Source organism: Pseudoalteromonas sp. 13-15 (assembly GCF_001468205.2).
Taxonomy (GTDB): Bacteria; Pseudomonadota; Gammaproteobacteria; order Enterobacterales; family Alteromonadaceae; genus Pseudoalteromonas; species Pseudoalteromonas marina.
The window spans coordinates 3,186,300-3,210,758 of record NZ_CP019162.1 but is presented as its reverse complement, the minus strand read 5'-3'; the positions used below and the strand labels follow the sequence as shown (position 1 = coordinate 3,210,758).

Genomic DNA, 24,459 nt, shown 5'->3' with positions numbered 1-24,459 from the left:
AATAACAAAACAGTGTCCTATGTTACTCAAAAAATTACTTAAACCACTTGTACTTGCCAGCCTTTGTGCGGGCTCTAGCTTTGCCATTGCACAAACCAAAGTTATTTATAATGCTAATGGCTACACCCCGCTTTATAAAGGCAAAATGCAAAAAGGCGAGCTTCAACAATTTAGCACTTTAGTTATAAAAGATGGCAAAGTTGTAAAAGTAGGCGGCGACACACTAAAAGAAAGTTTTCCAGATGCAAAATTAATAAACGCAGAAGGCAACACATTACTGCCCGGCTTAATAGATGCTCACGGCCACGTTATTGGGCTAGGAGATAACTTATCGCAACTTGATGTACGCGGCGCTAAGTCGGTTGATGACGTTACAAATAAACTAAAGCAATTTGCGCAAGGCAAACAAGGTTGGATCATTGGCCGAGGATGGAACCAAGAGCTATGGCCAGATACGCGCTTTCCTACCGCTAAAGATTTAGACAAAGTAGTAAGCGATCGTCCGGTTGTTTTATCTCGTGTTGATAGCCATGCAATTTGGGTTAACTCAAAAGCACTTGAGCTTGCGGGCATTAACGCTGATACAAAATCGCCAATAGGCGGTGAAGTAATAAAAGATGAATTTGGTCACCCTACCGGTATCTTTGTTGATAAAGCGGAGTCGTTAATTGTTCAGCACATGCCAGCCCCTTCAAAACAAGAAATTAGCAACTCACTAGATGCCGCAGGAAAGCACTTATTAAGCCTAGGTATTACTTCTACTCATGACGCTGGCATAGATAAAGCCACATGGGAAGTGTACAAAGAGCGCGGCGATCAAGGTAATTTACCTCTGCGTATTGTGGCAATGCTAAGTGGTGCTAGCCCAGATTTACCAGCGATGTTAAAAGCGGGGCCATATCACGATAACTACGATTTTATGGAAATTCGTAGTGTTAAAGTGTATGCCGATGGTGCATTAGGCTCGCGTGGCGCAGCGCTTATTGAAGATTATGCCGACCGTGCTGGCCATCATGGCTTGATGCTTGAAACCCAAGAAAAACTCGAAGCTTTATTTACGCAAAGCTTTAAAAACGGTTTTACCGCCAACACCCATGCCATTGGTGACAAGGCCAATCGTGTGGTTTTAGACGCCTACGAAAATGTATTTAAAAAAACAGGCGGTATTTTACTGCGCAACCGCATAGAACACGCGCAAATAGTAACACCAGACGATATTCCTCGATTTAAAGCACTAAAAATTATTCCATCAATGCAACCTGTTCACGCTACGTCTGACATGCATATGGCAGAGCAGCGTTTAACTGAAAAGCAACTTAGCTTTGCATACGCATGGCAAACATTTTTACAACAAGGTTCAGTGGTTGCTGCGGGTTCTGACTACCCTGTAGAGCTTGCAAACCCGTTTGATGGTTTATATTCAGCAATAACGCGGATGGATCATAACAAACTGCCTGAAAACGGCTGGCGTCCAAGCGAAGTACTAAGCCGCGAAGATGCACTACGTGCGTTTACACTAGGCGGTGCTTATGCAGCGCATCAAGAGTTTAAAATAGGGAGCTTAGAGCAGGGTAAATGGGCCGACTTTATTTTAGTGGATAAAGATTACTTTAAAGTACCCGTTGAAGATATATACAAAACCCAGGTGCTACAAACATGGATTGCCGGTGTGAAGCGCTATGAAAAAGAATAACAATAAAGCATTAGTTTTAAATAGATAAATAAATTAATAAATATCACTAAAGTAATTAAAAAGCGTGTCGATAATCATAAGTACTTATAATTTCTTATTATGTTTCAGGATGAAAGCATGTTATCAAAAAAAGTAACTTTGAGTTTATCGGCACTATTTACTCTTTCACTATCAGCTTGTTCTACCCACCCTATTTATAACGGCCATGCGCCACACAATAACAAGCATCACCACAAATCATATGTTAAATACGAAGAAAACAATTACCCAAGAGTAAGCAATTGGCAATTCCCTGAGAATAACTATCGGCCAGTTAACAGCAGTAAGTTATTAAGTAATTACACTGAGCAATTAGCCATGAAGCTAATTGAAAACATGAACTACATTAATAGTAGTACGCCTATAGCAATTACATCTTTTGTTAACCTTGACGACAACTTGCAAACCACAAATATTTTTGGCAATCACTTAGCTGAAAGTTTTATTTCTGAGTTGCAAGAGTTTGGGCTATCAGTTGTAGACTATAAACATACTGGTGCCGTTCATGTTACACCTATGGGTGATTTTTCATTTAGTCGTAATGGGCAAGAAATTAAAGGCTACCCGCATATTGAATATACACTATCTGGAACCCTTACATATACGAACAGAGGCGTGATTGTTAATGCTCGCATTATAGGTGCAAAATCTAAGGTTGTAGTCTCTTCCGCTAAAGGCTTTATACCTAGCTTCATTGTTGAATCTTTATATCCAACACGTAAAACAGATGGGATAATGTTAGACGCTATTCAGTAAATACAAGAAAGGGTTAACGCACGTTAACCCTTTTTTAATACACATCATGTCATTTAGCTTTTTGGCTGCTGTGCCTCTGGCTGAACAGCTTTTGGCTGACGGTATAATTTTATAATGTGATACAAGTTAACCAATGCCAGTAACGCGTTGGTAAAAACAACGGGAACAGCACCAATGGCTACACCGTAAGCCGTAAACACAATACATCCTAACATGTTGTACCAACGAAGCTTTACTACATCGGTCATAGTGAGTGATGCAACCAATAAAGCTGACGCAATATAGCCTAAATATTCCCAACTCAATTGTTCTCTCCTAACCTTTGGGTTAGCATTACACTAATGCTAACTTATTACAGTTGTAAGTATTGCAAAGTAATAGCACTTTGCTTAATTATGAGCGTTATTTAGATTTTGAAAAATAATTGGCTAGTAAGAGAGTAGCTCTCTTATATTAATAATTAAGCGAAGTGACATACGTAAATAAAAAGCTAACTTGCTTAAAAACCTGAAAAGTTTGCCGGCAAAAAAACCAACAAATTCTTAAATCATTACACGGGAAATGAAGGTAAAATAATACCCATAGCAAAGCTAAAAGTATTAGTAGCAAGTTAGCGTAAATTCTTAATGTGTTAATGCTACCGTCATTAAAACATAATAAATAGGACAAATGTCCGAAGAGCATATTGATGTTTCAATACCATTTTTCTAGTTATCTTGTTGAACAGCTATTAACCTTTGCAGGTAGTAGTTATCAACAATCAAAAAAAGAAGTGCTGATCCATCAAGATCAGCCTTTAAGCAAGCTTGTGCTTGTGCGCAGCGGCACTGTGTCATTTAGTTATGACGTAGGAAACGGACGACGCCTGCTGCTAGGACAACTGGATTGTAATAATACCCTGATAGGTGAAATAGAAGCACTTAACAACAATCCGTGTATTTATACGGTAACGTGTTTTAGTGATGTGACTTACAACCTGATTGAATTAAGACATTGGCGTGCATTATTGCTCGAAAAACCAGAGCTAAGTTTATACACAGCACAAACTATTGCGGCTAAGTTTCAAGAAAATCAAAAAATCAACTTAGATAAGTTATTACTGCCACTTAGCTACAATATAGCTAAAGATTGCCTGCTGAGAGCCGAGAATAACAACCCTACACTACTTAGAGCCTACCCAACGGTAAACGCAGAGGCTGAACGTTTTGCAACCACTGAGCGAGCTTACAGGCGTGTTGTAACAGAGTTAGTAGAAAAAGGCCTAGTGCAAAGAAGCACTAATGGTTTACAAGCGGTCGATATTCCAATGCTTAGTGAATATGTAGATAGCTTTGCACAACTCTAAGCACACAAAAAAAGGCCAATTAAGGCCTTTTTTATTGCCCTAAAAACAAATAACACGTTCTTAAGGCTAAATATGCACTCGTTGTATTAGTCTTCTAACAAAATATCGTGAATTTTCACTAAGTCAGATTTACCTTCAATAATTTCATCCGGTGTTAAACCCGACAATTCATGCGGGAATACTAACCATTCTTCCGACTCATGAATGTAGTAATCAGGCACGGTATCTACTTTTGAATTTTTTGGTTTGTAGTATGGGCAAGCAATTCGAATATCGCGCGGTAAGTTTAAGCGCATTAGTTCTGAAAGCTTTTCTTTTAGTGCAACAATACTGCGCCCTGAGTCAAATACATCATCAACAATAAGCAAAGAATCACCCGCATTAGCGTTTTCTACAATGTAATGTAAGCCGTGTACTTTAATTTCTTTTGATTGTTGGCCAATACCGTAATAAGACGATGTACGCACTGCAATGTGGTCAGTTTCAATACCTTTGTAATCGTAATATTCTTGCACAGCAATACCAATTGGTGCACCACCTCGCCAAATACCTATAATAAAATCAGGACGAAAGCCGTCTTTGTATACTTGTGCCGCTACGCGGAATGAATCTTCAAGTAACTGTTGAGCTGTGATATAGCACTTATCTGACATAGTTAGAAACCCCAGTGGTGGATATTATATTTGAGCGTAGTTTAGAGTAAAACCAACTTAGCCACTCAAACAGGTATTGGCGATGGATTTTACCGTAAATTAAATAAAATTGCTTGCTTGTAGATCAAAAAAGGCACCAAACGGTGCCTAATTTAAATATAAAAAGCCTAACTTAGTTAATATTATGCTTTTTCTAGCAACGTACGAGCAACCGTGCGCATACCTTGTGTTGTTGCGCCTGCAGCCCATTGGCTCGTGCTACCCATGTTAAAAGCAGCAGCTAAATCAATGTGTACCCAACCTTGGCCATCGTTTGGCACAAAGCGTGATAAGAAGCCTGCAGCATTTGACGCACCACCATAGCCGCCACCTTTTTGCGCTCGGCTGTTAGCCGTATCAGCATAAGGTGATGGGCAGTTCTGTTGGTGCCACTTTTCAAGTGGTAATGGCCAAGCTGCTTCCATTTCTTGGGATGCAAAACCTTCAACCTCACGCGCTAGCTCTTTATCTAGTGCAAACAACGCATTGTATTCTTGACCAACAGCAACCAACGCTGCCCCTGTTAATGTTGCAGCGTCAATAATTAAAGGTGCGCCTGTTTCACCCGCAGCCATTAAGCCATCGGCAAGCACTAAACGCCCTTCTGCATCAGTATTTACAATTTCAACGGTTGTGCCATTTTTGTAAGTAAGAATGTCGCCTAATTTGTAAGCGTGGCCAGAAATTAAGTTCTCAGCACAACATAAGAATAATTTAATGCGCTTTTCAATCCCACGATTAATAGCAAGTGCTAAACCAGCCGTTACTGTTGCAGCACCGCCCATATCGCACTTCATTCCTAGCATGCCTTCGCTCGATTTAATTGAATAACCGCCCGAATCAAACGTAATACCTTTACCCACAAGGGCTGCACTAACGGGTGCGTTATCGTCGCCTGTTGGGTTGTAATCAAGCTCTAACAATACCGGAGGGCGAACACTTCCGCGACCAACAGCATGAATACCAATCCATTGCTGCTCTAATAACGCATCGCCTTTAATTATTTGGTAGCTTACGTGCTCTGGCGCAAGTGATTGAATAAACTCAGCTGCTTTTTCAGCAAGGCTTTCAGGGTATATATCGTCTGCGGTGCCATTAACCATTTCACGCGCCCATGTTGCTGAGCTTTTTAAATGCGCAAGTTCTTTAAGATCTGACTGTGCGTTATCAACAAATTCAACACCATTTAACATTTTTGGTGTTACAAAGCCTTGGTAAAAAGCCCATTGGCTTTCTGTGCACCACGTGTCGCCCGCAAGCTCAACATGCTTAACACCTTGATTAGCAATTGTACGCGCTGCTTTTTGAACATTTTTTAATGTTTCTTGCTCAGATAAATGAACGGTTGCGCCACGCTCGTTAAAAGACAACGTTGCGCTTTCGCCCCAATGACTCGGTGCTGCGTGTTCGCTTAGTTGAACAACAAATTTTTCACTCATGTTAGAATATCCTTGCACTTAAATGTGCTGTTGAGTTTACTATAGTGCGCCTAAGTTCCCAACAGCTTGAGATAAATAACCCCTATCACGCTATTTAACCGCATTGGACACAACCATGAAGTACACACCTGCACTGCAATCAGCCACACTATTAAAACGCTACAAGCGCTTTTTAGCTGATTTAAAATTAAACAATGGCGCTGAGTTTACCGCCCATTGTGCTAACACCGGAAAAATGACCGGCTGCGCCGAACCAGGTTTTACTGCTTTTTATTCAACCAGCGATAACGCAAAACGAAAATATCCACATTCATTAGAGCTGACCAAAAACAATTTAGGGCAATTAATATGTGTTAATACAGCGGTAGCCAATAAAGTAGTAGAAGAAGCGATAAATCATAAAGTGATTGATGAACTAACAGGCTATGAGCAACTTCAAAGTGAAGTTAAATACGGCAGTGAAAATAGCCGAATCGACTTTTTACTCACAACCCCAAACAAACCAAGCTGCTACGTTGAAGTTAAATCGGTCACTTTAATAAGCCAAGATGATCCACACAGCGGCCAAGGTTACTTTCCGGATGCACAAACACTGCGTGGACAAAAACACCTTCGCGAACTTATTGAAGTGGTCGAATTAGGCCATCGCGCCGTACTACTGTTCGCTGTTTTGCATGAAGGGATTAATATTGTCAGCACGGCGGCGCATATTGATGAAAAATACGCAGCGCTTTTACAACAAGCCATCGATGGCGGTGTTGAAGTTATCGCTTATAAAGCACTTATTTGCGCAAACGAAGTCGTTCTTCATAAAAAAATAGCATTTGTAGCTTAGTGTATAACCCAATCATTAAGCTGAGTAATTGTAATTAGAACAAACAACGCGATGAAAAGATTGAAGCAATAAAAAATCAATTCCAGAGTTAAACTTGTTTTTTAAAGTTTTGCCCCCATATAAAGGCAAGTTTTACAAACCAGTAAGTTAGTTAAATAAGCCCCCTCATTTAACGCACTTTTTACTCGCAAAGCATGGTTGAAGCTAATTCGAATAATTAAAAATAAATTTGCCTAGGGTATAAGTTTCTGTTATTTATACCGCCGGCTAATGCTGAGGCATTAAATTAAGGATTTAGGAGAGAGTTATGCCAGACCAAAAGAAACATGGTTTATTGGCTCAAGCCGGTTTAGAACCATACCAAGAAAAACCAGGCGAAGAGTATATGAATGAAGCACAACGTGCTCATTTCAAAACGATTTTAGAAACTTGGCGTAACGATTTACGTAACGAAGTTGATCGTACAAAATCGCATATGCAAGACGAAGCTGCTAACTTTCCTGACCCAGTTGACCGCGCTGCACAAGAAGAAGAGTTTTCTTTAGAACTTCGAACTCGTGACCGCGAACGTAAATTAATTAAAAAAATTGAAAAAACAATTATTTTAATTAAAGAAGATGATTTTGGCTTTTGTGAGTCTTGTGGTATTGAAATTGGTATTCGCCGCCTAGAAGCGCGACCAACTGCCGATTTATGCGTAGACTGTAAAACACTTGCAGAAATTAAAGAAAAACAAGCTGGACGCGGCTAATTAACCCTATTAATTAGCATGCCACCTGCAGCCGTTACTGCGCCTATGCGCAACTATCGCGGTCGTTTTGCACCGTCTCCTTCTGGGCCACTTCATTTTGGCTCACTTGTTGCGGCTGTGGGCAGTTACCTTGATGCAAAAGCAAATAAAGGGTCTTGGCTCGTCCGTATCGAGGATATAGACACCACTCGGGTGGTGAAAAATGCCGACACCGATATTCTAAATACCTTACAAGCCTATTGCCTCCACTGGGATGAATCAGTTGTTTATCAAACTAAGCGGCTCGATTTATACCAAGACGTAGTCAGCTCCCTTGAAAATCAACAATGTGTTTATGCTTGCCACTGTAGCCGAAAACAAATAAAAGCATTGGGTGGAATTTACCAAGGCCAGTGTAAAAACCTTGGACACCCAACCCATACAGGCGCACTTCGATTAACACAATGCCATGCAACCACACACTTTAACGATCTGATTCAAGGTGATATTTGTGTTAGTAGCGAGCTGGCACACGAAGATTATATAATAAAGCGCAGTGATGGCTTATTCGCCTACCAATTAGTGGTTGTTGTGGACGATATTGATCAAGGCATAAATAGGATTGTTAGAGGCGCCGATTTAATTGAGCCAACAGCACGGCAAATCAGTTTATTTAAACAACTTAATCACCCTATTCCTGAGTTTGCTCACTTACCTTTAGCCGTTGCCAAGCCCGGTTTTAAACTATCTAAACAAAACTATGCTCCTGCAATTAGTAAAGCAGAGCCAAAACCCGCATTGATAAGTGCCTTTGAATTTTTAGGCTTGCCAACTCATGCCAATTTAATGGATTTAACTACTGAGCAACTCATTGAGTGGGGCGTAAATACCTTTGAGTTAAAGCAAGTGCCGCAAGTCGCTGAAATACAAATTTCTCAGTAGCAAACAAGTTAAGCCAAGCAATTTACTAAACTGTGTAAATAAAATCGTTAAAAACAGCTTAATTTCAACACATCAACTTAATTTTTAAACCCTGCTGGTATATGATAGCCGCCTAAATATGTGCTATTTGAGTAAGACGGTGAGTATTGGGGTTTAACACCACTATTTGCGGTTATTTTTGATTGCGATGAAAGGCCAATCAACACCTTCTAGGAGACGGATTATTATTTCCAAGCTTTTTCAATTTTGCCGACAGATAATCGGCCCAAATACGAGTGCTGAAAATGCCTCTGCCTCTGTAAGCAGCGAACCATTAGTAATCACGCGCGGTGAGCATGGTATTTCTCGTAAACAATTTAGCCCAAATGCAATCAAAGTTTTATACCGATTAAAAGACGGTGGCTTTGATGCCTACCTCGTTGGTGGTTGTATTCGCGATATATTGTTAGGTCAACAACCTAAAGACTTTGATGTAGTCACTAACGCAACGCCCGACCAAGTTAAAAAGCTTTTTAGAAACTGTAGATTAATTGGTCGCCGTTTTCGTTTAGCGCACATTGTATTTGGCCGTGAAATTATTGAAGTGGCAACCATGCGCGGTCATCACGAAGCGCCTGAGTCTAAAAACCAAATAAGCCAATCAAGTACTGAAGGGCAATTATTACGTGACAACGTATTTGGTAGCATTGAAGAAGATGCTGAGCGCCGTGATTTTTCAATTAACGCGCTGTATTACTCAATTAACGATTTTAGCATTCATGATTACGCCAATGGTTTAGCCGCTATTAAAGCAAAACAAATAGAGCTTATTGGCGATCCTGAAACACGCTACCGTGAAGATCCAGTGCGTATGTTACGCGCAGTACGATTTGCAACAAAGCTTGATATGAGCATTGCGCCTAATAGCGAAAAGCCGATCAGCGAGCTTGCCAGCTTACTTGATAACATTCCACCGGCGCGTTTGTTTGAAGAAGTGCTTAAACTGTTTTTAAACGGTAAAGCTGAAGCTAACTTTTTAATGCTTCGCCAATACGGGCTTTTCCGTGCATTATTTCCTGCGCTAGATAAAATTTTAGAAGCCAACCCAAATGGTTTAGAACAAGCCTTTGTTCAGCAAATGTTTCAAAATACCGATAAACGCATAAATGCTGATAAAAAAGTAACGCCTGCATTTATTTTTGCCGCGCTATTATGGTTCCCACTTTTAGCAATAACCAAAAAGCTTCAAGCCGAAGAACAACTTAGCGAGTACGATGCCTTTGCACAAGCAATGAATAAAGTACTTAGCGAAAGCGCACAACATATTGCAGTTCCAAAACGCTTTACGTTGGGTGCGCGCGATATTTGGCATATCCAGCACCGTTTAGATAAACGTGCAGGCCAACGTGCTTACAGGTTAACGCAACAACCGCGCTTTAAAGCCGCTTACGACTTTTTATTATTGCGCGTTGATGCGGGTGAAACTGAGCATAAAGAACTTGCACAGTGGTGGACTCAATACCTTAGCCAAGATATTAACGGTCAAAAAGACATGGTTAAAAACTTAGGTCATCAAGGTGGTCCAAAGCCGCGTAAACGCTCTCGTCGCCGCGCACCAAGAAAGCCAGCTGAGTAGTAACATGAACTGTGTTTATTTAGGGTTAGGTGCTAACTTAAACTCGCCTAAACAACAGCTTGATAACGCGATTGCGGCACTTAAAAAACTGCCGCATAGCGAGTTTGTAAGCGTGTCTCACTATTACGCAAGTAAACCTATGGGACCGCAAGACCAACCCGACTACATTAACGCAGTTGCATGTATTAATACCCATCTTGAACCAGAACAGCTACTTGATTTAACACAAAAAATTGAACTAGAGCACGGCCGTGTTAGAAAAGCTGAACGTTGGGGTCCTCGAACGCTAGACATAGATACCCTTTTGTTTGGTAATAAAATTATTAATACTGCACGCTTAACTGTGCCCCATTATGGCTTGAACGAACGCGAGTTTGTGGTGTATCCACTGCTTGAACTTGCGCCAGAACTTATTTTACCCAGCGGCATTGCACTAAAAACCATTGCAACTAATTTACCGCTCAACGACTTACAACAATTACCTCTGTAATTAACCAAGGCTTATGCCTGCGAGGAATATTATGTCTAAAATAACCGTTTCTACTTTAAATAAAATGAAAGCAGAAAGTAACAAAATCACAGCATTAACTGCTTACGATGCAAGCTTTGCAAAGTTATTTCATGATAATGGCGTTAACGTTATTTTAGTCGGTGATTCATTAGGTATGGTGCTGCAAGGCGGTGATGATACGCTTGGCGTAACCAACCAAGATATTGCTTATCATACGCGCTGCGTTCGTGCAGGAAGCCGTGAATTATTTGTTATTGCTGACATGCCATTTATGACATATTCAAGCGTTAACGACACCTGTAAAAATGCCGCAGAACTTATGCGCGCTGGTGCAAACATGGTTAAACTTGAAGGTGGCGAATGGCTTTACGACAGTATTAAAGCGCTTACTCAACAAGGTATTCCTGTGTGTGGGCACTTAGGCCTTACACCTCAATCTGTGCACGTATTTGGCGGCTTTAAAATCCAAGGCCGCGAAGAAGACAAAGCACAAAAAATGATTGATGATGCAAAAGCACTTGAAGCCGCTGGCGCACAATTATTAGTACTTGAGTGTATCCCGAGTGCATTGGCAAAACGTATTACTGATGCGCTTAGTATTCCAACCATAGGCATTGGTGCTGGTAATGTGACCGACGGTCAAATATTAGTAATGCACGACCTAGTGGGTATTTCGGCAGGTTATATTCCAAAATTTTCAAAAAACTTTTTATTAGAAACTGGCAACATGCCAGCGGCCGTTCAAAAATATTGTACCGATGTAAAAAGTGGCGCTTTTCCAAGTGCTGAACATGAGTTTAAATAATGCAGTCAATTACTGAAATTAAATCTTTACGTAGTCAAATTAAAGCATGGCGACAAGCGGGCTTGAGTGTGGCGTTTGTACCAACAATGGGCAATTTACACCGAGGACACTTTTCACTCGTTGAAAAAGCAAAAACTTTAGCTGATAAAGTGGTTGTTAGTATTTTTGTAAATCCAATGCAATTTGGCGCTAACGAAGATTTAGATAACTACCCACGTACATTATCAGAGGACAAACAAGGCCTTGCAGAATTAGGTACTGATATTGTATTTACACCAAGTGTTAGCACAATTTATCCAAATGGGCTTGGTGAGCAAAGCTTTGTTGACGTACCAGGCGTGTCGCTTGGTTACTGTGGTGGTTCGCGCCCAGGGCACTTTAAAGGCGTTGCAACTGTTGTGACTAAGCTATTTAACCTGGTGCAACCTGACTACGCTTGCTTTGGTGAAAAAGACTTTCAGCAACTGCAAGTGATTAAAACGATGGCTCGCGACCTATCTATGCCTGTTGAAATTATTGGTGTACCCACCATGCGTGAAGTATCAGGGCTTGCTATGAGCTCACGTAATGGCTACCTATCAGCAGAGCAAAAAACAACAGCAACTGCTTTATTTAAAGCGCTAGGCCAGTGTGCCGAGCAGCTTAAGCAAGGGAATAAAGATTTCACTTCGCTTAAAGCACATGCTAAACAAAGCCTAGAGCAAGCAGGCTTAAAGCCAGACTATTTTGAGATAGCTCAACGAGATACCTTAAAAACTGCTACACTCGATGATAACCATTTTGTTATTTTAGCCGCCGCCTTTTTAGGCTCTGTGAGATTAATTGACAACATGCAGGTCGATATTTAATTTATTGAGCTTACTTTAAGGATTAAAAATGCATATATTAATAAAAACAAGCGTGGTTGCGCTCACTTTAGCTGTTTTAGCCGGTTGTCAAAACCATGTTGAAAATGCCGAGATGAACCAATGTGCTCAACAAAACTTTCGCTGCGAAAGCACCTGCGAGCAACAAACAACAGCTGAAGGGCTTAAGCAACAAGTATGTTCTGCTAAATGTGTAGAAACATACAACCAATGTAAAGCACGTGCTGAAAAGTTAGGTGGTATTTAATTCCCTAAAATGTTTAATTTTAAGCACAAAAAAACCGCTCAATGAGCGGTTTTTTTATTGCTTAGGTTTGTTATTTTAAACCTAGCTTTTTAAGCTCTACTTCAACTAGCTTTGCAGAAAGAGGAACATAACCATCTTTTTCTACAATTTGTTGACCGTCTTTTGAAAGAATCATTTTTAAGAATTCAGCTTCCATCGGAGACAAGGCTTTATTTGGGTGCTTGTTAACGTACACGTATAAAAAGCGAGAAAGTGGGTATTTACCTTGCGCAACGTTATCAAGTGTTGCATCTACAAAGTTAGTGCCTTTTTTAGATAATGGAACAGTACGTACACCTGACGTTTTGTAACCAATACCTGAGTAACCAATTGCGTTCAGTGAAGACGAAATTGACTGTACTACAGATGCAGAACCCGGCTGTTCATTTACGTTATTACGGAAGTCACCTTTACACAGTGCTTTTTTCTTAAAGTAACCGTAAGTACCTGATACAGAGTTACGTCCGTATAATTGAATGTCGCGTGCTGCCCAGCTACCTTCAAGGCCTACATCGCTCCAACGGTTAACTTGCTCTGACGCACCACACTTACGAGTTGATGAGAAAATAGCGTCAACTTGGTCAATACGAAGACCTTCAATTGGGTTATCTTTGTGTACATAAACAGCAAGTGCATCAATAGCTACGCGAACTGCTGTTGGCTTGTAACCGTAACGTTTTTCAAACGCTTCGATTTCTTTTGATTTCATTGCACGGCTCATTGGACCTAGGTTAGCAGTACCTTCGGTTAATGCTGGAGGCGCTGTAGAAGAACCTGCCGCTTGAATTTGAATGTTTACATTTGGGTAAATACGTTTGTACTCTTCAGCCCAAAACGTCATCATGTTAGCTAAAGTGTCAGAACCTACTGATGAAAAGTTGCCTGATACGCCGCTGATTTTTTGATACTCAGGAATGTCTTGATCTAAAGCCACTGCTTGAGCAGATACGAAAGTTGTAACAGCCACACCCATTGCGGCAACTAAATTTTTAAATTTCATGTGGGTTCTCCGATTTGTTCGTCCCATTTTCTAACTGCTGCCCACTCTAAAGTGAGTACATGACAATGATATGACTCTTAAATGACACTTTTATGACTTTACCAAAACTTGTTGTTTATTTTGGGGTTCAACGATCTTATCTATTGAAAAACAAAAAGAAAAACAAGAACCCTTTCCAACTTCACTGGCGATATTTAATTTACTATCGTGGCGTGTTAACACATGTTTTGTAATTGCCAAGCCTAAACCAGACCCTCCTGTGGTTCTGCTTCGTGCTTTATCTACACGATAAAACCGCTCAGTCAGTCGATTAATATGTTCTGCAGCAATGCCATCACCGTTATCAACAACAGTAAAACAAGCGGTATTATTTTTACGAAGCCAGCTAACCTGTATTTTTCCGCCAGGTTTAGTGTAATGAATAGCGTTAAAAACTAAATTAGAAAACGCACTACGCAGCTCATCTTCAGAGCCTTTTATGTCGAGTGTGTTATCTATATCAAAGAGTAATTCGTGGCCTTTGTCTTGATTAATAGACTGGGCTTCTGTTTGAATATAACCAAGTAACTGAGGTACATTAATTGCTTTATCGTTATCTTGTCGGCGTGAACCTTCTATTCGGGAAAGGGATAATAACTGGCTGACCAAACTGTCCATGCGTTTGCACTGCTCAAGCATGGTAGATTGTGCTTTATTCCACATTGCAGGAGGCGGTAAGTTGTCGCTGTCCATCATTTCAAGGTAGCCTGTAACCACCGTAAGCGGCGTACGCAGCTCATGCGATACATTGGCAACAAAATCTTTACGCATTTGTTCAAGCTGCTTTAAACGGGTTACGTCGCGCACCACAACCATTAACTGCGTAGTTGCATAGGGCATTACCCTAAACTCAAGCACTTGTTCAATAGCATGGCCATTATCAAGTTCTAGTGCTTCGTCAAAATTACCTTTGTGCATATATTTTGCAAACTTAGGTTCGCGTATTAAGTTATCTAAGCGCTGCCCATGATCGGTAGGCCACTGCAGCCCTAGTACCTTAAGCGCTAGCTGATTGCACCACACAATGCTTAAATCGGTTTGAAGCACAATAACAGCATCGGGTACCGCTTCGGCCCCATCACGAAATCGCCTAATTAAATCGGCCAATTCATTTCGTTTTTTTCGGTTACGGTGTTGTAGGTGGTAAATGCCTTCAAACACCTGCTCCCATGCACCTTCGCCTTCAGGGGGGTTAAAACTGCGCTGATTTAAAAGCCAATCGCTTAAACGGTATAATTGATGATAATGCCAAACAAGAAGTGAAAAAGAGCCTAAAAATAAAAGCAAAAAAGGTGCGCCAACTAGCACACCAATTAATAGTAAGGGTAAAAAATAGATAAACAGACGTTTTATTAACGCCTGCTTATTAACAACTCGATACATACACTCACTTTACCTTAGAGTAGTTATACACGTATAAAACTAAGCTGGTGTTTAAGTAGGTTATAGTTTACTTGAAAAACGGTACCCTGCACCACGCACGGTTTGAACCAAACGATCGTGTCCTAACGGGCCAATTGCTTTGCGTAAACGGCGAATATGAACATCAACAGTACGGTCTTCAACATACACATTGGTTCCCCACACATGATCTAACAATTGTTCACGGCTGTAAACCCGTTCAGGGTGAGTCATGAAAAAGTGAAGGAGCCTAAACTCTGTAGGGCCCATATCAAGCTCATTTCCTTCAGAAGTAACACGATGAGAAATAGGATCTAAGCGTAAGCCATGCACTTCAATTGCTTCTTCTAAAGAGGTTGGCGACACGCGACGAATAACCGCTTTAATACGCGCCATTAATTCTTTTGGCGAAAACGGTTTAGTTACGTAGTCGTCAGCGCCTACTTCTAAGCCGCGTACTTTGTCTTCTTCTTCACCGCGAGCTGTAAGCATAATAATAGGTATTTGGCGCGTGTGTTCGTTTTGCTTAAACTTTTTAGCAATTTGAATACCGCTTCCGCCAGGCAACATCCAATCAAGCAATACCATATCAGGGTAAGGCTCAACCATTGCAGCAATAGCAGAATCATAATCTTCAGCTTCAATTGCCTGAAATCCATTTTGCTCTAATACAAAAACAAGCATCTCTCTGATAGGCGCTTCGTCGTCTACGACTAGTACTTTACGTGACATTCCAATTTATCTCTTAAGCTATCGAATAAGTTTTCATTATTATGACTAAGTATTACATTTTTATGAAAGTGTAACGTGTAAATTAAAATCGGGGTAAAAAAAAGCCAAATTAATAATAAAAATCTCACTCCTGTCACAAATTTATATATTTTAAAAATTGAATAAAGACATTTTTAGTACTTACAAAAACTAAACTTTAAATATGATCGAATACTCAGATCATTGCTTTACTAAGTCTGCCTTTGTTTGTATTTACTTAGCTTTTAATAGATCTGGATTTTACTAAGCTTCACTTTAAAGATCAGATTTTTACTAAGGCGATCAATATTGAGATCAATACTCTACCTACTCAAAAAGTTAAGCTGTTGATTGTTTGTACAAATAAAAAAGATCAGATTATTTTTAATGCTAAATAAAGCTAAAAATTACGTTTACTTAGTAAAGCAATGATCCAAAACAACCTGTGTTAGTAAATGAGTGATCCCAATTAATACCGTTGGTAATTGCATGATCTGCTATTGGCAGGCAATAAAAAAGCCAGTAATAATATTACTGGCCTTTACACATTGATCTGTTTAATCGATCGATTATTTAATCTGTGGTGCTAACTCGCCGCTTAAGTACTTAAGGTGCATGTCATCAAGAGAAATTGGTTTAATTTTACCAGCCTGTCCTGCCGTTCCAAACGAGTTGTAACGTGCAACGCAAATCTCTGTCATCGCTTTTGTAGCTTCTGCTAGGTATTTACGTGGATCAAAGTTAGATGGATTAAGCGCCATATGACGACGAATAGCACCGGTAGACGCTAAACGTAAATCGGTATCAATATTTACTTTACGAACACCGTGCTTAATACCTTCAACAATTTGCTCAACTGGTACACCGTAGGTTTCAGGAATTTCGCCACCGTACTGGTTTATGATCTCTAGCCATTCTTGTGGTACCGACGACGATCCATGCATTACTAAATGCGTGTTAGGAATACGTGCGTGAATGGCTTTAATGCGATCAATTGCTAAAATATCATCTGTTGGTGGGCGCGTAAATTTGTAAGCCCCGTGCGATGTACCACATGCAATCGCAAGCGCATCAACATGGGTTTTATTTACAAAGTCAGCTGCTTCTTCAGGATCAGTTAGCATTTGATCAGTTGTTAATTTACCTTCTGCGCCTACACCGTCTTCTTCGCCCGCTTCACCCGTTTCAAGTGAACCTAATACACCTAGCTCGCCCTCAACCGATACACCGCACGCATGTGCCATAGCCACTGTTTCGCGAGTAACTTCAACGTTGTATTCATAACTTGAAGGCGTTTTACCATCGCTCATTAACGAGCCATCCATCATTACTGATGAAAAACCAAGTTGAATTGAACGCTGACAAACACCGGGCGAGGTGCCGTGATCTTGATGCATTACGACAGGGATATGTGGCCATTCTTCAACGGCTGCTAAAATCATATGGCGAATAAATGGTGCACCGGCATAAGCACGAGCGCCTGCTGATCCTTGAACGATTACTGGGCTGTTTGTTTTGTCAGCCGCTTCCATAATTGCGCGCATTTGCTCTTGGTTATTCACGTTAAAAGCGGGTACGCCGTAACCATGCTCAGCTGCATGATCTAAAAGTTGTCGCATACTGATTAAAGCCATTGGGTATTCTCCAATTTATCGATAGCATTTCACTGCTATCTAGTTTGAACGGATATGTTAGTTTGGCGTTTAAATAACACCACGAAACCCACTGCTCTGCAGTTAAGCTTCGTACACATTAATTATTAAATTAGGGTGAGAGGTATTTAATAATTAATGATTAGTGAGGGTTTCCCCTCACTTTACACGGCTAAATAACTTTATTTAGCGCGTGACTCTAGCATTTCTACTGCTGGAAGTTTTTTGCCTTCTAAAAACTCTAAGAACGCACCACCACCGGTAGAAATGTAAGAAACTTTATCGGCTATGCCGTATTTATCAATTGCAGCTAAAGTATCACCGCCACCCGCAATTGAAAATGCGTTTGAATTAGCAATTGCTTGAGCAATAGCACGTGTGCCGTTGCCAAACTGATCAAACTCAAATACACCTACAGGACCATTCCATACTACCGTGCCTGCATTTGCAATAATTTTAGCAAGTTGACTGGCGGTATCTGGGCCAATATCAAAAATCATATCGTCGCTAGTCACTTCGCTTACATCTTTAAGCGTAGCAACTGCTGACTCTGAAAACTCATTACCTACCACTACATCCGTAGGTACTGGAATTTCACCATCGTTTGCCTTCGCTGCTGCACATAAACGATTTGCTTCATCCATTAAATCAGCTTCAAAAAGTGATTTACCTACGGGATTGCCTGCAGCTGCAATAAACGTATTAGCAATACCGCCGCCAGTTACTAGCTGGTCAACAATTTTAGACAGTGAATCTAATACAGTTAGTTTAGTCGAAACTTTTGAACCACCCACAATAGCCACTAATGGGCGAGCAGGATTATCAAGTGCTTTTCCTAATGCTTCAAGTTCAGCCGATAGTAATGGGCCTGCACAGGCAACATCAGCAAATAAACCAACACCATGAGTAGACGCTTGTGCGCGGTGAGCTGTACCAAAGGCATCCATTACGTATACATCACATAAAGCTGCAAGTTGTTTTGATAACGCTTCATCGTTTTTCTTCTCGCCTTTATTAAAGCGGACGTTTTCAAATACAACCACTTCATTATCAGCTACATCTACGCCATTTAAGTAGTCTTTTTCAAGACGTACTGTTTGCGCTAGCGCATCGTTTAGGTAATCAGCTACAGGGGCAAGCGAATATTCTTCATTGTATTCCCCTTCCGTAGGACGGCCAAGGTGTGACATAACCATTACTTTAGCGCCTTTCTCAAGAGCTAATTTAATAGTAGGTAGTGCAGCACGAATACGCGCATCTGACGTCACTTTACCTGCTTTAACTGGTACATTTAAATCTTCACGAATTAATACGCGTTTGCCGTTTAAATCTAAATCTGCCATTTTTATGACCGACATGAATATCTCCTTAGTTAACGATACTGAACCTGAAAAATACGTTTAAATTATTATAGTAATATAAAAAGTTACTGAGTTACTGCAACCATCGCACGCGCGGTATCGAGCATACGATTTGCAAATCCCCACTCATTATCACACCAAACAAGTAACTTTATCAGCCGTTTGTGACTAACTCGTGTCTGTGTGCCATCAATAATACAAGAATGTGGATCGTGATTAAAATCAACTGATACAAGCGGCTCTTCGGTGTAGCTTAAAATACCTTCGAGTCTATCTTTTGCTTGTGCTTTAAGTGCATTATTAACGGCCTTTAAATCTACATCGGCATTAACCGTTACACTTAAATCCATAGCCGTTACATTAATTGTTGGAACGCGAACAGCTATGGCCTCAAAGCGACCTTCAAATTTAGGTAATATGCGGTCTATACCGCGGGCAAGTTTTGTATCTACCGGAATAATAGACTGACTCGCAGCGCGGGTACGGCGTAAATCATGATGGTACGCGTCAATCACTTGTTGATCGTTCATCGATGCATGAATAGTGGTAATAGCACCCGACTCAATACCAAAGGCATCGTCTAATACTTTTATTACTGGCACTACACAGTTTGTGGTACACGAGCCGTTAGATACAATAGTATGCTCGCTTTTAAGCTCATCGTCGTTTATGCCATAAACAATTGTGGCATCTACGTCGTTATCAGCCGGATGTGAAAACAACACCTTTTTGGCGCCCGCTGTAATGTGTAACTGTGCATGCTCACGCGAATGATAAACACCAGTACATTCAAGTACCACATCTACATCAAGGGTTTGCCAAGGTAATTCTACTGGGTTTTCTTCACAAAAAAGTGCAATAGTATCGCCTGCAACACTAATGGTGTCTTCACCAAGTTTTACAGGAAAAGAAAAACGACCGTGGGATGTGTCGTATTTTAATAAATGAGCAATAGCTTCAGGGTCAGCCAGTTCGTTAATGGCAACAATTTTAATTTCGTCGCTCAAACCTGACTCGTACAACGCGCGGACAATATTTCGACCAATACGACCAAAACCATTAATTGCAAGTTTGATTGCCATGAAATATAAAATCCACTCTTTTAGCGTGCAGATAAAGGCTATGTGCCTTTTAGATGCCTGTATTGTAATCGACCTTGCGCCTGATTATAAGAGGGAGCGATTAGAAACTTTAAATTAACGTTGAAAATCCCCACATAGCCTTAAAGTATACACGTTAAAATTTGCTTATAACCCGCTTCCATTGTGTGTGTTCGTACCAGAGGAAGTTCCTCCACCAAAGCTTTTAGGTATGCTTTTGGGCTTATCCTGTGAGCGATAAAACAACCACAAACCAACCGCAGCAAACAACGGAATTAACCAGACCAATATGACTTGCGCCACTTTTTGAAAAACCTCTAAATCATCGCGCTTTATTAAAAGAACGCTAACAATGAGATTCAGTAATGCAATGACACCAAACCCAATATAAAAATACTTTAATTCCATTTCTCTAATGCCTCATACCCTAATTGTTATTTTATCTCTAAATCAAACACCACGTTTATAGATGATTCAAATGTTATAGAAATTTCTAAATAACGCCCCGCTGCAAAAGGAGACTCACTCATTTTCGAACCAGTCACATCAATGCGCTCAACATACATTGAATGATAGCCATAATTTGAGCGATTGTTATTAGAATTAATACTATAAATATTTCCAAGAGATGCACCAAATGAACTCGCTAGTACTTTACCTTTAACTTTCGCATTTTCTACTGCATTCTGCGTAGCCTGAGCTTCCAACTCTTTGGCTTTTGAAGACAGTAACTCTATATTAGTTACTTCATTTATTTTTACACTCAATGCAAAATCAACAATTTCATTCATCTTGTTAATATCATCAATAGTAACTTTGAGTGAACGCGAAGCAATGTAACCTACCCGTTTTTCTTCACCACTTTCTAAATATTGCATATCAGCAGTAGTTAATAAATTTGAGGCTGATACTGCCGACTCTGCGACCCCATATTTATCTAAACCGTTTAAAAATAAATTAACCCTAGCATCCACATCACGTTTTGCATCAAGTGATTCTTTTTTCATACTAACCACCTCAAATGAAATTTTGGCTAGATCTGGTTTAGCTAATACCTCACCCTTCCCCTGGACAGCAATATGTCTATTCGGCGGCAAACTTGAATTTGCAAACGTAACAAGTGGAAATAAGGCAATAAAAATAGCGATGATAAGTTTCATATTCGTTCCTTGTAAAAGTGAAATTATGACTTATATACCTACACCTATAAGTAACATTTAATAATATTTCAGCTAAATATTTTATGCTTACGTGCCTGAGTATCCCCATTAAATCAGCTAATTTTTGGGTGATGTAGAGGCTATTATTTTGACTCTGAGCTAACCGTTTTTTCTTTATTTTCGTTAGGTATCAATGCTGAAATATTTTCTTGTGAAATAATAAGTAACTTATCTTGTTTATTATCATAAACAAATAAATTCCCCATTGTTGAGGCTACTATTTGAACATTTTGAAGTTGAGTTACTTTACTCTGAGCAATTGGATAATTTAATGATAAGTGATAACTCATTGTTCTTTCATTTACTATGTCTTTACTGTGTAAATACGCCAACATAGTAGGGTATGTAGATATTATAAGTGCTAAAAATAACATTACTGAGTAACTAGGTTTTAATAAATAGTACGGGTAACCAAAGCCATAATAAAGTTTTTTTAACACGGTTGTTTTACTAGGATCTGGCATGTGTCCTGAGCGCCAATTAAAATAAATAGCTGTTATAACGATGAGCGTAGTATAAATAGTAATAAGTAAAGGATTTGAAATCAGTGCCAGTAAAAAGTCACTTATTTCAATAAAGTTGAATACATCAACCGAAAAGTTATTAAGTAAAACGTAAAGATACACAACACCTGATAAACTACCCAGTAAGTAAAGAATAGTAAGAAACACACCAAAATTATTGTGAATGTACTTTTTGACTGCTTTGAGGTCATTGTTTAACTGGTTGTAATACTTACTGGCGGCTTCAATTACCATAATAAATCCTTTTAAAAAAATTGAGTTTAACAAAATTATACGTAAGTGAAATAGCTTTGTTAAACTAGTGCTCTTAACGTTAACTCTTTACCGGCGCCTATTTGGTGGCATTGGGCCAATAACAGCTCAGCAGTGGCTTGTGCATCGGTAAGCGCATGATGGCAATGATAGCTTGGTAAATCGTAGCGATTACGGCATTCATTTAAGGTTAAATCATCTAATTTTATATCGCTTGTGTGTTGCAGTAAGCGCTTTTTTTCTATTTGTAGGGTATCGATGATCAGCTTAGGCCGCTGGGTGACCCCTGCATTTTTTAGTGCTAACTTTAAAAAGCCCCAGTCAAGCATAGCATTATGAAATACTAAAATGCAGTCACTAAAGTGAGCGCTTAAAGACATTAAAATACTCTGTAGGCTTTGCCCTTGTGCCACCGAGTCAGTACTAATACCATGAAAAACCGGGCTTTGTTCAAGGCTTTTTACGTCTTTATTAATAAAATGCTGCGAATCGCTCATTTTTATACATTGGTTATCAATTACAACCCATGCAACCGACACTATTTCGTGCTGTTTTGAGTCAAGCCCAGTGAGCTCTAAATCAATCACCAAATAGCGCTGCGAGAATGCATTTTTTGCTAGTAATTGACGGCGCTTTATATACCGCGTAAGTAACATTTTTACCATGAGAGCCTCACAAACTGCCCCGTGCAAATTTAAACGCGGCGCCTTGCTGCGCTTGTTTTACTAAATAAAACGCTTCTTTTAACTGATGGCGCTCTAGTGAATTTAATTTATTAGGGTTAATACAGTTGCTTGGTAACCCCTCTTCATTAATTTGTGTGCTTAAGCGCAGCTGAGTTAAAAACCGCCAACAGTCTTTTAAGTTGTAAATATCGTCTTTGTTGATGAGGTTATACTTTAATAATGCTTCTAGGCGCTCTTGGGTGTTAGCCCGTTTAATTCCCGCTTTTAATGCGTATAAGCGCACTATGTCGTTAATGATCACCACACCGCGTTTTTTCAAATCTATGTATTTGTGGTTGTTGTCATCTTTTTGCGTTTTAAACTTGTTAAATAAACCTATGGGTACGCTGTTATTATTTATGTCGGTAGCCATGGCTGCATAAAATAAATCGTTTCGCGATATGCGCACTAATTGTTCACAAAATGCGGTATATAACGAATTTGAACCTTCTATAAAGCGTAAATCAAAAAATATTTTACAATTAAGCATGGCTTCGGGGGTTGGGCTTTTTATCCATTTAAAAAAGCGTTCAGACCAATCGTTCACGCTCATGCGGCATAAGTCACTGCTTGCCATTATGTTACCAGGGCATCGCCTAATGCCGCATTCAACGAGTTGTTCGCAAACAAACTCTCCCATTTTTTTAAAGTAAGTATGCTGCTCTTGAGTTAAATCGTTGGGGAGCAGTAGGCCGTTATCTTGATCTGAATGCAATGTTTGCTCTTCGCGCGCTTGTGAGCCAAAGCATATAAAACTAAAACTGGTTGGGGCTGCGCCGTGATCTTCTTGAAATAGTCTGATCAAGCGCGATGTTAATGCATCGGTTAACCCGCTTAGTAATTTACCAATAAGTGAAATATCGTCAATATTATGAGAGAAGCTCTTTAGTAAATCGGGCACTTCTTTGGCGTAACGTTTTAAGTCGGTCACGTTATGCGCTTTATAAATGCGGCCAATGAGCTGCACAGGATCACTTTTTTGTTGGCGCAGTAGATCAGTACTGGTGAGCATGCCTATTGGGTTATGGCTTTCATCAAGCACTGGCAAGTGGTGGATATTATATTTGAGCATTAAATGCAACGCAGAAAACACGCGGTTATTTTCAAATATAAATTTAGGGTTTGTGGTCATTATGCTGCTAACCGCTTCTTGCGGGTCTACCTCGTCGGCAAGCACCCTATTTCGCAGATCGCGGTCTGTTACCACGCCAACTAAATGGGCATGTTGAATAACCATAATTGACGACACACCGTGCTCTTTCATTTTTTTAGCGCTTTGTCGAATGCTGGCATCGGGTGAAAGCGTTATGGCTGTGCGGGTCATGAGTTCAGATATTCTGCGCTCTGACCAACTGTCGTTTTTACTTTTATAATGTGATGATAGTAATCTATTGGCGTGAGCTCTAACAAAATATTGCTCAAACGGTTTGTACTCTCGGCGTAAAAAATCAAAGTGTTCTTGGTTGAGCATATACACTATGCCCTCTTTTTGAACCGCCAATTTATTTTGAATTGCTTCGCCAGTTAAAAGCGAGGGAAAACCAAAATAATCACCTTGTGCCAAACGAGTTACTACATCACCTTTAGCATCAACTAGATCGTAAAGACCTGAGCGAATTAAAAAAAGCTTTGGATGTTCGCTCTGTAGCCACTGCGCTTGGTTTTCTCGCGTTAAATAAATAACATCAAGATGGTTTACAAAGTAGTCGCAAGCACTGTTATCGAGCATGCTGAACGGCGCTTGAAGGTAAACATATTGGGCTACTTCTTGTTGTTCTACACTCATTGTTACACTCACTAAAAAGTATACACAGCACCAATGTACTCATTATTTATACAAATAAAAAGCCCGACTAAGGTCGGGCTTTTGGTACTTTACAT

The 24,459-nt window shown here is 40.0% G+C and carries 25 protein-coding genes; 11 read left to right on the top strand and 14 right to left on the bottom strand.

Annotated elements, in window-relative coordinates:
- The first annotated feature begins 19 nt into the window (after positions 1-19).
- Complete coding sequence (locus ATS72_RS14850) at positions 20-1,693, top strand: amidohydrolase (RefSeq protein WP_058428431.1); 1,674 nt, start codon at positions 20-22, stop codon at positions 1,691-1,693.
- Between the two features lie 117 nt (positions 1,694-1,810).
- On the top strand, positions 1,811-2,488 hold the full coding sequence (locus ATS72_RS14845) for a FlgO family outer membrane protein (RefSeq protein ID WP_010555777.1): 678 nt from the start codon (positions 1,811-1,813) through the stop codon (positions 2,486-2,488).
- 53 nt (positions 2,489-2,541) lie between these two features.
- Here the strand turns inward: ATS72_RS14845 and ATS72_RS14840 are convergent, their stop codons facing one another.
- Positions 2,542-2,793, bottom strand: coding sequence for a YgjV family protein (locus ATS72_RS14840; protein WP_008130966.1), 252 nt, complete (start codon positions 2,791-2,793; stop codon positions 2,542-2,544).
- A 383-nt stretch (positions 2,794-3,176) separates the two neighbouring features.
- Between ATS72_RS14840 and ATS72_RS14835 the strand changes: the two genes are divergently transcribed.
- A complete protein-coding gene (locus ATS72_RS14835) occupies positions 3,177-3,833 on the top strand; it encodes a Crp/Fnr family transcriptional regulator (protein WP_006791882.1) in 657 nt (218 codons plus the stop codon).
- Positions 3,834-3,919: 86 nt separating this feature from the next.
- Here the strand turns inward: ATS72_RS14835 and ATS72_RS14830 are convergent, their stop codons facing one another.
- Together ATS72_RS14830 and pepB are read right to left on the bottom strand one after the other, a co-directional pair.
- Positions 3,920-4,486, bottom strand: a complete 567-nt coding sequence (locus ATS72_RS14830) for a phosphoribosyltransferase (RefSeq protein ID WP_006791881.1) — start codon at positions 4,484-4,486, stop codon at positions 3,920-3,922.
- 182 nt (positions 4,487-4,668) lie between these two features.
- Positions 4,669-5,964, bottom strand: coding sequence for an aminopeptidase PepB (pepB, locus tag ATS72_RS14825; protein ID WP_058428430.1), 1,296 nt, complete (start codon positions 5,962-5,964; stop codon positions 4,669-4,671).
- 115 nt (positions 5,965-6,079) lie between these two features.
- Here pepB and sfsA point away from each other — a divergent pair, with 115 nt between their 5' ends.
- The 8 genes from sfsA (at position 6,080) to ATS72_RS14785 (ending at position 12,515) form a co-directional block, all read left to right on the top strand.
- Complete coding sequence (gene sfsA / locus ATS72_RS14820; RefSeq protein ID WP_058428429.1) at positions 6,080-6,799, top strand: DNA/RNA nuclease SfsA; 720 nt, start codon at positions 6,080-6,082, stop codon at positions 6,797-6,799.
- Positions 6,800-7,106: 307 nt separating this feature from the next.
- On the top strand, positions 7,107-7,550 hold the full coding sequence (dksA, locus tag ATS72_RS14815) for an RNA polymerase-binding protein DksA (protein WP_006791878.1): 444 nt from the start codon (positions 7,107-7,109) through the stop codon (positions 7,548-7,550).
- An 18-nt stretch (positions 7,551-7,568) separates the two neighbouring features.
- Entirely contained in the window at positions 7,569-8,471 is a 903-nt protein-coding gene (gluQRS, locus tag ATS72_RS14810; protein WP_006791877.1) for a tRNA glutamyl-Q(34) synthetase GluQRS, read from the top strand.
- A 187-nt stretch (positions 8,472-8,658) separates the two neighbouring features.
- Positions 8,659-10,086 carry a polynucleotide adenylyltransferase PcnB gene (gene pcnB / locus ATS72_RS14805; RefSeq protein ID WP_006791876.1) on the top strand — a complete coding sequence of 476 codons (1,428 nt, stop codon included), beginning with the start codon at positions 8,659-8,661 and terminating at the stop codon, positions 10,084-10,086.
- 4 nt (positions 10,087-10,090) lie between these two features.
- Entirely contained in the window at positions 10,091-10,576 is a 486-nt protein-coding gene (gene folK, locus ATS72_RS14800) for a 2-amino-4-hydroxy-6-hydroxymethyldihydropteridine diphosphokinase (protein ID WP_058428428.1), read from the top strand.
- Between the two features lie 31 nt (positions 10,577-10,607).
- On the top strand, positions 10,608-11,402 hold the full coding sequence (panB, locus tag ATS72_RS14795) for a 3-methyl-2-oxobutanoate hydroxymethyltransferase (protein ID WP_058428427.1): 795 nt from the start codon (positions 10,608-10,610) through the stop codon (positions 11,400-11,402).
- The gene (gene panC, locus ATS72_RS14790) at positions 11,402-12,250 is read left to right on the top strand and encodes a pantoate--beta-alanine ligase (protein ID WP_010555769.1); all 849 of its coding nucleotides are present in this window, start codon (positions 11,402-11,404) and stop codon (positions 12,248-12,250) included. Before panB ends, panC begins: the two co-directional genes overlap by 1 nt.
- Before the next feature lie 28 nt (positions 12,251-12,278).
- Positions 12,279-12,515, top strand: coding sequence for a hypothetical protein (locus tag ATS72_RS14785; RefSeq protein ID WP_006791872.1), 237 nt, complete (start codon positions 12,279-12,281; stop codon positions 12,513-12,515).
- Positions 12,516-12,585: 70 nt separating this feature from the next.
- On the opposite strand, the gene ATS72_RS14780 is transcribed toward ATS72_RS14785, so the two are convergent.
- The 11 genes from ATS72_RS14780 to ATS72_RS14730 form a co-directional block, all read right to left on the bottom strand.
- Positions 12,586-13,554 carry a PstS family phosphate ABC transporter substrate-binding protein gene (locus ATS72_RS14780; RefSeq protein ID WP_006791871.1) on the bottom strand — a complete coding sequence of 323 codons (969 nt, stop codon included), beginning with the start codon at positions 13,552-13,554 and terminating at the stop codon, positions 12,586-12,588.
- Between the two features lie 90 nt (positions 13,555-13,644).
- On the bottom strand, positions 13,645-14,976 hold the full coding sequence (gene phoR / locus ATS72_RS14775; RefSeq protein ID WP_058428426.1) for a phosphate regulon sensor histidine kinase PhoR: 1,332 nt from the start codon (positions 14,974-14,976) through the stop codon (positions 13,645-13,647).
- Positions 14,977-15,036: 60 nt separating this feature from the next.
- Positions 15,037-15,726 (bottom strand): phosphate regulon transcriptional regulator PhoB, encoded by a 690-nt coding sequence (gene phoB / locus ATS72_RS14770; RefSeq protein WP_006791869.1) that lies wholly within the window; start codon positions 15,724-15,726, stop codon positions 15,037-15,039.
- A gap of 587 nt (positions 15,727-16,313) precedes the next feature.
- Positions 16,314-17,378: a class II fructose-bisphosphate aldolase gene (fba, locus tag ATS72_RS14765; RefSeq protein WP_006791868.1), complete on the bottom strand. Its 1,065-nt coding sequence runs from the start codon at positions 17,376-17,378 to the stop codon at positions 16,314-16,316.
- 200 nt (positions 17,379-17,578) lie between these two features.
- Positions 17,579-18,754: a phosphoglycerate kinase gene (locus ATS72_RS14760; RefSeq protein ID WP_006791867.1), complete on the bottom strand. Its 1,176-nt coding sequence runs from the start codon at positions 18,752-18,754 to the stop codon at positions 17,579-17,581.
- Between the two features lie 68 nt (positions 18,755-18,822).
- Positions 18,823-19,839, bottom strand: a complete 1,017-nt coding sequence (gene epd, locus ATS72_RS14755) for an erythrose-4-phosphate dehydrogenase (RefSeq protein WP_006791866.1) — start codon at positions 19,837-19,839, stop codon at positions 18,823-18,825.
- A 165-nt stretch (positions 19,840-20,004) separates the two neighbouring features.
- Positions 20,005-20,265 (bottom strand): hypothetical protein, encoded by a 261-nt coding sequence (locus ATS72_RS14750; protein WP_008128928.1) that lies wholly within the window; start codon positions 20,263-20,265, stop codon positions 20,005-20,007.
- A 26-nt stretch (positions 20,266-20,291) separates the two neighbouring features.
- A complete protein-coding gene (locus tag ATS72_RS14745) occupies positions 20,292-21,017 on the bottom strand; it encodes an SIMPL domain-containing protein (protein WP_058428425.1) in 726 nt (241 codons plus the stop codon).
- 143 nt (positions 21,018-21,160) lie between these two features.
- Entirely contained in the window at positions 21,161-21,835 is a 675-nt protein-coding gene (locus ATS72_RS14740; RefSeq protein ID WP_010555764.1) for a hypothetical protein, read from the bottom strand.
- Between the two features lie 59 nt (positions 21,836-21,894).
- Positions 21,895-22,518, bottom strand: a complete 624-nt coding sequence (locus tag ATS72_RS14735; protein WP_010555763.1) for a 3'-5' exonuclease — start codon at positions 22,516-22,518, stop codon at positions 21,895-21,897.
- Between the two features lie 7 nt (positions 22,519-22,525).
- A complete protein-coding gene (locus tag ATS72_RS14730) occupies positions 22,526-24,364 on the bottom strand; it encodes a DUF294 nucleotidyltransferase-like domain-containing protein (protein ID WP_010555762.1) in 1,839 nt (612 codons plus the stop codon).
- Positions 24,365-24,459: the final 95 nt, after the last annotated feature.

Coding starts and splice junctions, on each gene's coding strand:
- ATS72_RS14850 (WP_058428431.1), top strand. CDS start 20: ATGTTACTCAAAAAATTACTTAAACCACTTGTACTTGCCAGCCTTTGT.
- ATS72_RS14845 (WP_010555777.1), top strand. CDS start 1,811: ATGTTATCAAAAAAAGTAACTTTGAGTTTATCGGCACTATTTACTCTT.
- ATS72_RS14835 (WP_006791882.1), top strand. CDS start 3,177: ATGTTTCAATACCATTTTTCTAGTTATCTTGTTGAACAGCTATTAACC.
- ATS72_RS14830 (WP_006791881.1), bottom strand. CDS start 4,486: ATGTCAGATAAGTGCTATATCACAGCTCAACAGTTACTTGAAGATTCA.
- pepB (WP_058428430.1), bottom strand. CDS start 5,964: ATGAGTGAAAAATTTGTTGTTCAACTAAGCGAACACGCAGCACCGAGT.
- sfsA (WP_058428429.1), top strand. CDS start 6,080: ATGAAGTACACACCTGCACTGCAATCAGCCACACTATTAAAACGCTAC.
- dksA (WP_006791878.1), top strand. CDS start 7,107: ATGCCAGACCAAAAGAAACATGGTTTATTGGCTCAAGCCGGTTTAGAA.
- gluQRS (WP_006791877.1), top strand. CDS start 7,569: ATGCCACCTGCAGCCGTTACTGCGCCTATGCGCAACTATCGCGGTCGT.
- pcnB (WP_006791876.1), top strand. CDS start 8,659: ATGAAAGGCCAATCAACACCTTCTAGGAGACGGATTATTATTTCCAAG.
- folK (WP_058428428.1), top strand. CDS start 10,091: ATGAACTGTGTTTATTTAGGGTTAGGTGCTAACTTAAACTCGCCTAAA.
- panB (WP_058428427.1), top strand. CDS start 10,608: ATGTCTAAAATAACCGTTTCTACTTTAAATAAAATGAAAGCAGAAAGT.
- panC (WP_010555769.1), top strand. CDS start 11,402: ATGCAGTCAATTACTGAAATTAAATCTTTACGTAGTCAAATTAAAGCA.
- ATS72_RS14785 (WP_006791872.1), top strand. CDS start 12,279: ATGCATATATTAATAAAAACAAGCGTGGTTGCGCTCACTTTAGCTGTT.
- ATS72_RS14780 (WP_006791871.1), bottom strand. CDS start 13,554: ATGAAATTTAAAAATTTAGTTGCCGCAATGGGTGTGGCTGTTACAACT.
- phoR (WP_058428426.1), bottom strand. CDS start 14,976: ATGTATCGAGTTGTTAATAAGCAGGCGTTAATAAAACGTCTGTTTATC.
- phoB (WP_006791869.1), bottom strand. CDS start 15,726: ATGTCACGTAAAGTACTAGTCGTAGACGACGAAGCGCCTATCAGAGAG.
- fba (WP_006791868.1), bottom strand. CDS start 17,378: ATGGCTTTAATCAGTATGCGACAACTTTTAGATCATGCAGCTGAGCAT.
- ATS72_RS14760 (WP_006791867.1), bottom strand. CDS start 18,754: ATGTCGGTCATAAAAATGGCAGATTTAGATTTAAACGGCAAACGCGTA.
- epd (WP_006791866.1), bottom strand. CDS start 19,839: ATGGCAATCAAACTTGCAATTAATGGTTTTGGTCGTATTGGTCGAAAT.
- ATS72_RS14750 (WP_008128928.1), bottom strand. CDS start 20,265: ATGGAATTAAAGTATTTTTATATTGGGTTTGGTGTCATTGCATTACTG.
- ATS72_RS14745 (WP_058428425.1), bottom strand. CDS start 21,017: ATGAAACTTATCATCGCTATTTTTATTGCCTTATTTCCACTTGTTACG.
- ATS72_RS14740 (WP_010555764.1), bottom strand. CDS start 21,835: ATGGTAATTGAAGCCGCCAGTAAGTATTACAACCAGTTAAACAATGAC.
- ATS72_RS14735 (WP_010555763.1), bottom strand. CDS start 22,518: ATGGTAAAAATGTTACTTACGCGGTATATAAAGCGCCGTCAATTACTA.
- ATS72_RS14730 (WP_010555762.1), bottom strand. CDS start 24,364: ATGAGTGTAGAACAACAAGAAGTAGCCCAATATGTTTACCTTCAAGCG.